A 10,134-nucleotide genomic window follows, 5' to 3' on the forward strand; every position below is an offset into this window, starting at 1 on the left:
CCCGCTGTGGCGCGCCTCATCGTTCGCATCGAGCTGGACTCCGAGGCCCGCATCGGCGGCGACGCCATCCGGCTGCTCGAACTCATCGAGACCAAAGGCTCGATCAGCGCCGCCGGCCGCGCGCACGGCCTCACCTTCCGGCGGGCCTGGACGGTGCTCGACGAGCTCAACCGCATGTTCAAGACCCCAGTCATCGCGGCGCATGTCGGCGGCTCCAACGGGGGCGGCGCACGGCTGACCGCGTTCGGGCGAGAGATCATCGACCGCTACCGCGCCATCGAGTCCATCGCCGCCTGCCTGACGGCCGATGAACTGGCCGCGCTGGAAGCCGTCGCCAACTCACAGGCGCCCGAGGCGCGCTGAGGGCGCTGGCCCGGTCGGGGCGCGGTCTTTGCGTTGACATGTGTGGCACATGCTTGCATGCTCAGCACATGGGATCGATGGTCCAAATCCGTAATGTCCCTGAGGCGCTGCATCGCCAGCTCAAATCGCGCGCCGCCTTGGCCGGCATGTCGCTGTCCGACTATCTGCTCAGTGAGATCCGGCAGGTGGCGGAACGGCCGACGATCGATGAATTGCGGGCGCGCTTGCGCAGCCGCTCGGAAACGGCCCCTTCCCTGCCGCCGGCCGAAGCGGTTCGAGCCGAGCGCGACCGCGGGTGATCGTCGTCGACGCTTCGGCCCTGCTTGAAGCCCTGCTCCGCACGCCGGCGGGAAAAGCCGTGGAAGATCGCCTGTTCGCCCCCGGGCAAACGCTCCACGCGCCGCACCTGCTTGATGTGGAAGTCGCCCAGGTGATCCGACGCTACGCCGCGAACGGCGACATCGACGGCGAGCGTGGCCGTATGGCGCTCGCCGACCTCGCGGACCTGCCCCTACGGCGATATCCGCACGACTTCCTTTTGCAGCGCATCTGGGATCTGCGGAACAATCTGACGGCCTATGATGCCACCTATGTTGCGCTGGCCGAGGCGCTCGACGCGCCACTGTTGACCCGCGACCGACGCCTGGCCGCAGCCGCCGACCACCACGCGCAGATCGAACTGGTCTGAGTGGTGTTGAGGAAGGGTTGACCCGGCAGAGGGCGGCTTAAATCTCATGGCAGCCAGTTTGCTTGGCGCTCCGGGCAACTCAAGGCCGCGCCAAAGGCGCGCCGCCACGCAGGCGGCCAACGCCACGCTTCTGGTAGAGTACTGGTCGGCCGTCGCCGAGAACATGGTGGATTGGCGAAAGGTCCTGAACGGCCAGAAGTCCGCGCAGGAGCTTCGCGCCGCCCACATCTCTTCGCACTCCACGGTTCTCCGCGCGCTTGGCGGCCTTGGCGCTGACCTCATGGCCGCCGATCCGAACTGGAAAGAGCGGCTGGCCGCGCTCCAGGAAATCGACTGGTCCAAGCAAAACAAGGAGTGGCAGAACGTCTGCATCGTGGCGAACTCGGTGGTCTCCAACCGCCAAGCCCGCTCCGCGACCAAGACGTTCATCAAGAGCAAGCTGGGGATGTCTCTGACGGACGCCGAACAGCGCTCCCTTGAGAAGGCGGCCGCGTGATGGCTGGGCGGGAAACCTATCGTCGCCGCGCCGAGCCGAGCGGCGTCCATCTCACGGGCAGCGACGCCGCCATCATCAAGGGGATGCGACTGCGGGGCGACCGGCAGCATGACATCGCCTCGTGGTTCGGGGTCAATCCGGGCCGGGTCGCCGAGGTCCTCAACGGATACGCCTTCCACCACATTGTCCCGGCGGCGGCGGCGGACCTTCCTCCTGTGGGGCCCTACCTGAGCGGCCGGGCTGCGGTGGAGGCGGTCCAGGCTTTGATGGAGGCCAAGGCCGCGCTCGCCCAGGCCGAACAGAAAATCCGGTCGAGCAGCAGATGAGTTGGACGGGGTCGCTCGGCTGCGGGCGGCCCCATTCGCCCGACCAGGGAAGCCATCAATGAAGATCAGCATGGGATGCTACGTCGCCGCCACAGTGGTTGGACTTTGCGCAGGTTTCTGCTGGTGGAGGTCAGCGCGCCAAGTCCCGCCGCCCCTTAATCTACCCGAGGTCACCGGGGGCTTCTTTACGATCAACACGGCGGACCAGCTTGGTCACCTGCGCGCTCAGGCTGTCTGGAACCGCAGGGCCGCTGGGTTCGCCGCCCTGGCCGCAGTTCTCCAGGCGGCCGGTGTGGTGTTCGACCTCCAGTGAGGGGAGCGCTAACTGGCGGATCGGGGTACGCGATTGGGGTACTCGCCGGGGTACGCAGCTGCAGCGGCATCCCGACAAACCTCTGAAATCCCTACTGCAATTTCATCGGTTGACGATTGGCGGAGAGGGTGGGATTCGAACCCACGGTGCCCGTAAAGGCACGCCGCATTTCGAGTGCGGTGCTTTCGACCACTCAGCCACCTCTCCAGAGCCGGTATCGGACCCGGCTAGAAAGGGGGTCCGCTGAGCGAGGCGCGGAACCTACTCATCCGACCCCGCCGAAGCAAGAGCCGGGTTCCCTCAGATCCCCCCCAGCGCGAAGCGGGATTGAGGGGGAGGTGGCGCGCGGCGCAGCCGCGAGACGGAGGGGGTTGCAGCCCACTCCGGAGCGACATCGGGAAAGACTGCGGAACATGGCGGCGGCACGCGAGCGTGGGCTCGAACCCCCTCCGTCTCGACGCTCACGCGCCGAGCCACCTCCCCCTCAATCGGGCTCCGCCCTGGGGGAGGATCTAAGAGCTACCGCGGCCACAACACCATCTGGGTGCAGCGGAAGAGGGCCATGGTCTTGCCGGTGGTCTGGTTCACCGCCTCGGCGTCCCAGACCTGGGTCATGCGGCCGCCGTGGACCAGGCGCGCCGTGCAGGCGACGGTCTCGCCGATCTGGGCGGTGCCCAGGTAGTTGGTCTTGATCTCGATGGTGGTGAAGCCGGCGGCGCCCTCCGGCAGGCTGGCCACGCAGGCATAGCCGCAGGCTGAGTCGACCAGGGCGATCACTGAGGCGGCGTGCAGGAAGCCGTTGGGCGCCATGTGCTTCTGCTCGACGGTGAGGCGGCCGCTGGCCTGGCCGGCAGCCACCTCGTCCCACTGGATGCCCAGTTCGCCGGGCAGGGTGCCCTCCTGGCGTTCCTGGAACAGCGCCGCGACGTTGCCGTCCATCATATCCTTGCGTCCTCAAAAGCGCCTTGCCGAGCCTCCATCAGATAGGGAAGGTGGCCGCCCGCCAACATTGGGCGGGCCTGCGAAGATTTCTTGAGCGGGCGGGCGCCAAAGACCCGCCAGACATTGGGACGACGTTATGGCCGAAGAGACCCCCGGTTCCGGAGCGACCAGCTTCGGGACGATCGAAGCCGCCGAAATGATCTCGCTGGGCGCCAAGCTCGCGCAGCACGCCCGTTTCCAGCCGAACGCGCCGGCGGTGTCGAGCGGCGAGACCACGCTCACCTATGCGCAGCTGCACCGGCGAACCAACCGCCTGGCGCGCGGCCTGGCCGCGCTCGGCGTGAAGCACGGCGACCTCGTGACGCTGGGCCTGCCCAACGGCATCGGCTTCGTCGAGGCCTGCTATGCGATCTGGAAGCTGGGCGCGACGCCGCAGCCGGTCTCCTTCCGCCTGCCCAAGGGCGAGCTGGAGGCGATCATCGAGCTGGCCCAGACGCCGATCGTCATCGCTGACTTCCAACACCAGATCGACCGGCCGCTGGTCACCGTCGCCGACATCGCGGCCCATGCAAGTCAAGGAGGGGCCGACGATGACTCGGACCTGCCGGACGCCACCGCGCCGATCTCCAAGGCCCCGACATCCGGCGGCTCGACCGGCCGGCCGAAGCTGATCCTGGCGGGCCAGCCGGGGGTGACGCTGAAGGAGACGCCGGAGATCGGCGGCTGGCGGCTGAAGGCCGATAGCATCGCCGTCCTGCCGGCGCCGCTCTACCACAACGCCGGCTTCGGCATGATGATGGCGGCGATGAGCCAGGGCTGCCACCTGGTGGTGATGCCGCGCTTCGATCCCGAGGCGACATTGGCGGAGATAGAGAAACGCCGCGCGACCTGGGTCTACGTCGTCCCCACCATGATGAACCGCATCTGGCATCTGCCCGACGCGACGCGGGAGAAGTACGACCTCTCCAGCCTGGAGACCCTCTGGCACCTGGCCGCGCCGTGCCCGGCCTTCCTGAAGGAGGCCTTCATCCGCTGGATCGGGCCCGAGGTGGTGATGGAGCTCTACGCCGGCACCGAGGCCCAGGCCGTGACCATCATCTCCGGCGCCGAGTGGCTGGAGCACCGCGGCTCGGTGGGCAAGGTGACTCTGGGCGAGATGAAGGCGGTGGGCGAGGACGGTCGCGACCTGCCGCCCCGCGAGGTCGGCGAGATCTACATGCGCCGCCCCGAAGGCGCGCCGCCGACCTACCAGTACCGCGGGGCTGTGGCCAAGGTGATGGACGGCGGCTGGGAGAGCCTGGGCGACATCGGCTGGTTCGACGAGGACGGCTATCTCTACCTGGCCGACCGTCGGACCGACATGATCCTGGTGGGCGGCTCCAACGTCTATCCGGCGGAGATCGAGGCGGCGCTGGAGGAGCATCCGCAGGTGCAGTCGGTGGCGGTGATCGGCCTGCCCGACGACGACCTGGGCAACCGCATCCACGCCATCGTCCAGGCCAAGGGGACGGTGACCCCCGACGACCTGAAGGCGCACCTGGCGGACCTGCTGGTCAGCTACAAGCAGCCGCGCAGCTACGAGTTCGTGGACGAGCCGCTACGGGACGACGCGGGCAAGGTGCGGCGCAGCGCCCTGCGCGACGCGCGGCTGAAGGTGGATCTAGAACCATGAGCATCCGGGGCAAGGCCTATGTCATGGGCGCGTTCGAGCATCCGCTCCGCGACGCGCCGAACACCTCCACGCCGCAACTGCATGCCGAGTGCGCGCGCGGCGCCCTGGCCGATGCGGGCCTCAGCTTCGACGACGTCGATGGCTATTTCTGCGCCGGCGACGCGCCAGGGTTCGGCGGACTGTCGATGATCGACTACATGGGATTGAAGAACGTCCGCCACCTCGACTCCACCGAGACCGGCGGGTCGTCCTACATCGTCCACGTGGGTCACGCGGCCGAAGCCATCGCGGCGGGCAAGTGCTCGGTGGCGCTGATCACTCTCGCGGGGCGACCGCGGCAGGCGCGGGGCGGCGGCGGACGCGGCGGCGGCTTCGGCGAGCCCGCGCCGGAGGCCGGATTCGAGAACATCTACGGCGGCTCGACCCACAACACCTACGGCATGTGCGCCATGCGCCACATGTACGAGTACGGCACCACGTCCGAGCAGCTGGCCTGGATCAAGGTCGCCGCCAGCCACCACGCCCAGTGGAACCCTCACGCCTTCCTGCCGAACGTGGTCACCGTCGAGGAGGTGGTCAGCTCACGGATGATTGCCGATCCGCTGCATCTGCTGGACTGCTGCGTGGTCACCGACGGCGGCGGCGCGCTGATCGTGACCAGCCCGGAAGTGGCCCGGTCGCTGAACCGCCCGAAGGTCCGGGTCATGGGCGCAGGCGAGGCGCCGAAGGGCCCGCGCGGCGGGCTCGATCTGGACCTGACCCACTCGGGCGCCGTCTGGTCCGGACCGAAGGCTTTCCAGGAAGCCGGGGTGAAGCCCACAGACATCAAATACGCCTCGATCTATGACAGCTTCACCATCACCGTCCTCATGCAGATCGAAGACCTGGGCTTCTGCGAGAAGGGCCAGGGCGGCCGGTTCGTCGCCGACGGGAACCTGATCTCCGGCGTCGGCAAGCTGCCGTTCAACACTGACGGCGGCGGGCTCTGCAACAACCACCCCACCAACCGCGGCGGCATCACCAAGGTGATCGAGGCGGTGCGCCAGTTGCGCGGCGAGGCGCATCCGAAGGTGCAGGTGGCGAACTGCGACCTGGCCATCGCCCACGGCACCGGCGGGTCGCTAGGCACGCGTCACGGCTCGGCGACGGTGATCCTGGAACGGGAGGCTTAAGACGATGTCGGAACAACGCGATCCCAACGCAGTGATGAGCCGGCCGATCCCGGCGCCGGCGGTCAATGTCGAGACCCAGGTCTTCTGGAACGCGGCCAGGGAGGGCCGTTTCCTGATCAAGCGCTGCGTCGGGTGCCAGAAAGCCCACTGGTATCCGCGCGCCATCTGCCCGTTCTGCGCCTCGGCCGAGACGGTCTGGGAGGAGAGCCCGGGCGAGGGCGTGATCTACACCTACTCGGTGATGCACCGCTCGCCGACTGGCCCCTATGCGATCGGCTACGTGACCCTGGACGAGGGCCCCGCGGTCCTCACCAACTTCCTCGGCATGGCCCCGAACGCGCTCGCCATCGGCCAGCGGGTGAAGGTGAGGTTCCAGGACACCGAAGGCGGCCCGCCGGTCCCGGTGTTCGGGTTGGTTTAGGAGACGATGAGCGAGGCCTGAGCGTCAAAAACCTCCCCCGTAGCGGTAGCGTGCGGGGGAGGTGGCAGCGAAGCTGACGGAGGGGGCGTTGGGGCCGCGCGGCGGACTCGGTGCGACGGCAGCGCCCCCTCCACCACTTCGTGGTCCCCTCCACCCGCAAGCGGGGGAGGTTTTTGGAGCCTCTACTCCCCGCCGCCCTTCGCCGCGCCGCCCGCTTCGGCCTGCTTCTTCTCGTCGGCCCGCGCCCCGGCCAGCATGCCGGTGAGCGCGTAGTTGCCCTCGTGGCAGGCGTATTCGTAGACCTGCCCCTTGGTGGTGCGCATCTGCACCTCGCCCGAGAACGGGGCGGCGTAGATGTCCGGGTCCGACACCGTGAACTGGTAGGATAGCGAGTTCGGCCCGATGCGCCGGAACTTCTCGATGACCTTCTGGTTGGGCGAGCCGCCGCGCAGGCCCTGTTCGGGCCGCATGTTGGTGGTCTCGACGACCAGGGTGTCGCCTTCCCAATGGCCGACCGAGTCGCCCATCCAGACCTTCATGTTGGCCGGCAGGTGACCGCCGGTCAGGCGGATGTGGCGCACGTCGTGGACCATCTCGACGTCAATGGCGATCTCGTCCTTCGACTGCACGATCTGGTAGGTGTTGTTGTACATCAGGGGCAGCATCGGCGGCCCGGCGGACGAGCCGAACGAGAGCAGGCAGCGCTCGCCCAGGCTGAAGCCTTCGGGATTGTCCGTGCGGCCCGCGCGGCGCTGGCCGCCGGCTGTGGCGACGCGGGGCGGTAGCTGGCCGTTGGCCGGCGAGGTGATGATCGAGGCGCGTTTTTCGCCGTTGATGTCGATCAGCTTGGTGCCGGGATCCTTCCAGCCCTGGTTATAGCCGCAGTTGAAGCCGGAGATGCCGTCCGGCCCGCAGTCGGCGTTCTTCAGATCCTTGACCGTCGCCTCCGGCGGCGTCGGCGCGTCGGCCCGGGCGATCTGGTCGCGGGTGGCCTGCTCCAGGGCGTCGGCTTCGGCCTTGGTCAGCACGTTGCGCGTGCCGAGCTTCGGGTCGCGGGTCAGGGGTGTGATGGTCGCAGTGGTGTAGGTGCCCTGCAGGTCCGGCTGGCCCCAGCCGTTCTTGGGCGTGTGATAGGTCGATGAGGTCTGGGCCATCGCGGCGGGCGCGGCCAGGGACAGGACCAGCGAAATAGCGGTCAGGGATCGGATCGGGAAATGAGCGGTCATGGCAATGCATCCTCCGGCCGGCTCTTGATGGTCGGCGCTGCCTAGAGAATAGACCTGCGCCGTCAGATGGGAAGAGCCTCAGCGACCAGAGCCTCGATCAGCGGCCTCGCCTGGCGCGGATGGCGCAGGCGGTGGACCGGGCGCTCGCCGATTTCCGGGCCGGCCAGCGCCTCGGCATACCGCCGGCGGTTCCTGGCCCAGGTGTCCCACGCCCAGCGGATCGGATGCTCCTTATCGAGCCAGCGCCGGAACTCCTCGCGATTGCCGGTGCCGGCCCAGAGTTCGCGGCCGGTCACGGCGCGGCTGAACGAGCGCCAGACTACCCGGCGCATGACCACTGATCGTGGATAGTCCAGCCAGACGAACCGTGTGGCGCGGGGCCAAAGCACATGCCGCACCTTGGAATAGTTGCCGTCGCTGACCCAGGCCTCGGGCGCGGCGAGGTCTCCGACGCGCCGGGCGAACTCCGCGGGGTCGTGCGTATTGAGGTCGCGCCAATCGGCCTGCCAGTTGACCGCGTCGAGCTCCAACTGCGGGACTCCGAGCGCGTCGGCGAGGTGGCGGGCAAACGTCGTCTTGCCGGAGCCCGAGGTGCCGACCACCACGACGCGCATGAGCGGTCTAAGCCTCTTCGCCCAGCTCCACGCCGAACTCAGCCAGCACTTCGTCGGTGTGCTCGCCCAGCCGCGGCGGGTGGCGGCGGATATTGGCCGGCGAGCCGGTGAATTTCACCGGCGGCTTCATCTGCTTGTAGCCGCCGATGTCCGGGTGGTCGTACTGCTCGAAGAAGCCCACAGCCGCCAGGTGCGGGTCGGCCTCCAGCTCGTCCAGGCGGTTGGTCCGCACCACCGGGATCGACAGGGGTTTCAGGAGCGCCAGCCACTCTTCGGTGGTCTTGGTCCCGGTGACGGTCTCCACCAGGCCGTAGAGCTCGTGGGTGTGCTTGGCGCGGGCGGAATAGTCGGCGAAGCGCGGGTCCTTGGCCAGGCTGTCGGACCAGCCGGCGACCTCGAAGAACTGATCCCACTGCTTGTCGGTGTAGGGCAGCAGGCCGATGTAGCCGTCCGCCGTCTTGAACGGCTTGCGGTGCGGATTGACCACGCGCGGATAGCCCCACTGGCCGAGCGCCGGCTCGAAGGTGTGGTCGTAGAGGTGCTCGACCAGCAGGAAGCTGGTGACGCACTCCAGCATCGGCACCTCGACGAACTGGCCCTCGCCGGTGCGCGCCTTGTGCAGCAGGGCCGCGGTGATCGCCTGCGACATGAACAGGCCACTGACCTTGTCGGCCACCAGGGTCGGCAGGATGCGCGGCGTCTCGTTGCCGTCAGTGCGCGGCAGGACGTCAGCGAGGCCCGAGGCCGACTGGATCAGGTCGTCATAGGCGGGCTCGCCGGCGTAGGGGCCGTCGGAGCCGTAGCCGGCGGCGTGGGCGTAGATGATGTCCGGCTTGATCGCGGCCACGTCCTCATAGGCGAAGCCCAGGCGCTTGAGGCCGTCGTAGCGGACGGAGCTGGCGAACACGTCGCAGCTCAGGATCAGCTTGCGCACCAGCTTGCGCGCGCTCTCCTTCTTCAGGTCCAGCACCATCGACCGCTTGTTGCGGTTGATGGCCAGGAACACCGGGCCCAGGTCGCGCGGCGCGCCCTCCGGCACGTGGCCCGCCCAGCGCATGATGTCGCCGCCCGAGCCGCGGTTGCCGCCGGGGTCCTCCAGCTTGATCACGTCGGCGCCCTGGTCGGCGAGGATCTGGGTGCCGTAGGCCCCGTTGACCACGCTGGTCAGGTCCAGGATGCGGATTCCGGCCAGCGGCCCCGTCGCCTTGCCCGCCAGTTCCTTCTTCTTGGCCACTCTTCGCACTCCCCTCGCCGCTTCCGGTCGTTATGATCACCCTACAAGATCGCGGCCGGGATCGCGACGGGAGGGTCAATGGACTTCGAGATCGCCGAAGAGCACCGGATGCTCAAGGACCTGGTGGCCAACTTCGTCCGTGACGAGCTGATGCCGCTGGAGGCGGGCGTGCTGGCCCGCGAGGCGGACGGCAAGGGCCTGGGCGTTGGCGCCGACGAGCACGCCCGCCTCGACAAGATCGCCCATGAGCTCGGCCTCTTCGGCCTGGACGCGCCGGAGGACGTCGGCGGATCGGACCTGCCGATGGTGGCCATGGTCGGGGTTGAGGAGGAGATGGGCCGCTGCGTGACGCCCTACACCCTGCCGCCGGACAGCCCGAACCTGCGCATGCTGATGCAGACCGTCGACGACCGGCAGCGGGCGGCCTATCTGGCGCCCTACGTGGCCGGCGAGACGGTCTCGGCGATCGGCATCTCGGAGCCGGGCGCGGGGTCGGACCCCGCCGGCATGACCACGCGGGCCGTAAGAGACGGAAATGATTGGGTAATCAACGGCAGAAAAATTTGGATAAGCCGCGCCGACCACGCAGATTTCACGATCCTGATGGCGGTGACCGACCAGGAGAAGCGGGCGCGCGGCGGGATCTCGGCCTTCCTGGTGGACAAGG

General features: G+C 68.3%; 13 protein-coding genes and 1 tRNA gene. 9 read left to right on the forward strand and 5 right to left on the reverse strand.

Annotated features, from left to right (window positions below; translation table 11 throughout):
- The first annotated feature begins 6 nt into the window (after positions 1–6).
- From VHS75_RS01990 to VHS75_RS02010, 5 genes are all read left to right on the forward strand, one after another.
- Complete coding sequence (locus VHS75_RS01990; RefSeq protein WP_329636925.1) at positions 7–363, forward strand: LysR family transcriptional regulator; 357 nt, start codon at positions 7–9, stop codon at positions 361–363.
- Positions 364–431: 68 nt separating this feature from the next.
- Entirely contained in the window at positions 432–662 is a 231-nt protein-coding gene (locus tag VHS75_RS01995) for a FitA-like ribbon-helix-helix domain-containing protein (RefSeq protein ID WP_329636926.1), read from the forward strand.
- Positions 659–1,051, forward strand: coding sequence for a type II toxin-antitoxin system VapC family toxin (locus tag VHS75_RS02000; RefSeq protein WP_329636927.1), 393 nt, complete (start codon positions 659–661; stop codon positions 1,049–1,051). The genes VHS75_RS01995 and VHS75_RS02000 overlap by 4 nt, the downstream gene beginning before the upstream one ends.
- Positions 1,052–1,097: 46 nt before the next feature.
- Complete coding sequence (locus VHS75_RS02005) at positions 1,098–1,547, forward strand: DNA sulfur modification protein DndB (protein ID WP_329636928.1); 450 nt, start codon at positions 1,098–1,100, stop codon at positions 1,545–1,547.
- Positions 1,547–1,873 (forward strand): hypothetical protein, encoded by a 327-nt coding sequence (locus VHS75_RS02010; protein WP_329636929.1) that lies wholly within the window; start codon positions 1,547–1,549, stop codon positions 1,871–1,873. Before VHS75_RS02005 ends, VHS75_RS02010 begins: the two co-directional genes overlap by 1 nt.
- 430 nt (positions 1,874–2,303) lie before the next feature.
- Here VHS75_RS02010 and VHS75_RS02015 read toward each other — a convergent pair.
- Both VHS75_RS02015 and VHS75_RS02020 read right to left on the reverse strand, forming a co-directional pair.
- Positions 2,304–2,393: transfer RNA gene (locus VHS75_RS02015), tRNA-Ser, on the reverse strand.
- A 312-nt stretch (positions 2,394–2,705) separates the two neighbouring features.
- Positions 2,706–3,128, reverse strand: a complete 423-nt coding sequence (locus tag VHS75_RS02020) for a PaaI family thioesterase (RefSeq protein ID WP_329636930.1) — start codon at positions 3,126–3,128, stop codon at positions 2,706–2,708.
- Positions 3,129–3,264: 136 nt separating this feature from the next.
- Here VHS75_RS02020 and VHS75_RS02025 point away from each other — a divergent pair, with 136 nt between their 5' ends.
- The 3 genes from VHS75_RS02025 to VHS75_RS02035 are packed head-to-tail and all read left to right on the forward strand — an operon-like array spanning position 3,265 to position 6,393.
- Entirely contained in the window at positions 3,265–4,800 is a 1,536-nt protein-coding gene (locus tag VHS75_RS02025) for an AMP-binding protein (protein ID WP_329636931.1), read from the forward strand.
- Positions 4,797–5,972, forward strand: coding sequence for a thiolase domain-containing protein (locus tag VHS75_RS02030; RefSeq protein WP_329636932.1), 1,176 nt, complete (start codon positions 4,797–4,799; stop codon positions 5,970–5,972). The genes VHS75_RS02025 and VHS75_RS02030 overlap by 4 nt, the downstream gene beginning before the upstream one ends.
- Positions 5,973–5,976: 4 nt before the next feature.
- Entirely contained in the window at positions 5,977–6,393 is a 417-nt protein-coding gene (locus tag VHS75_RS02035; protein WP_329636933.1) for a Zn-ribbon domain-containing OB-fold protein, read from the forward strand.
- A 182-nt stretch (positions 6,394–6,575) separates the two neighbouring features.
- Here VHS75_RS02035 and VHS75_RS02040 read toward each other — a convergent pair whose 3' ends face one another.
- The 3 genes from VHS75_RS02040 to VHS75_RS02050 form a co-directional block, all read right to left on the reverse strand.
- Complete coding sequence (locus tag VHS75_RS02040) at positions 6,576–7,619, reverse strand: hypothetical protein (protein ID WP_329636934.1); 1,044 nt, start codon at positions 7,617–7,619, stop codon at positions 6,576–6,578.
- Between the two features lie 62 nt (positions 7,620–7,681).
- A complete protein-coding gene (locus VHS75_RS02045) occupies positions 7,682–8,233 on the reverse strand; it encodes a hypothetical protein (protein ID WP_329636935.1) in 552 nt (183 codons plus the stop codon).
- A gap of 7 nt (positions 8,234–8,240) precedes the next feature.
- Positions 8,241–9,467 (reverse strand): CoA transferase, encoded by a 1,227-nt coding sequence (locus VHS75_RS02050; RefSeq protein WP_329636936.1) that lies wholly within the window; start codon positions 9,465–9,467, stop codon positions 8,241–8,243.
- Positions 9,468–9,545: 78 nt separating this feature from the next.
- Here VHS75_RS02050 and VHS75_RS02055 point away from each other — a divergent pair.
- On the forward strand, positions 9,546–10,134 hold a 589-nt coding region (locus VHS75_RS02055), incomplete at its 3' end, for an acyl-CoA dehydrogenase family protein (RefSeq protein ID WP_329636937.1).

Source organism: Phenylobacterium sp. (genome assembly GCF_036264965.1).
Lineage (GTDB): Bacteria > Pseudomonadota > Alphaproteobacteria > Caulobacterales > Caulobacteraceae > Phenylobacterium.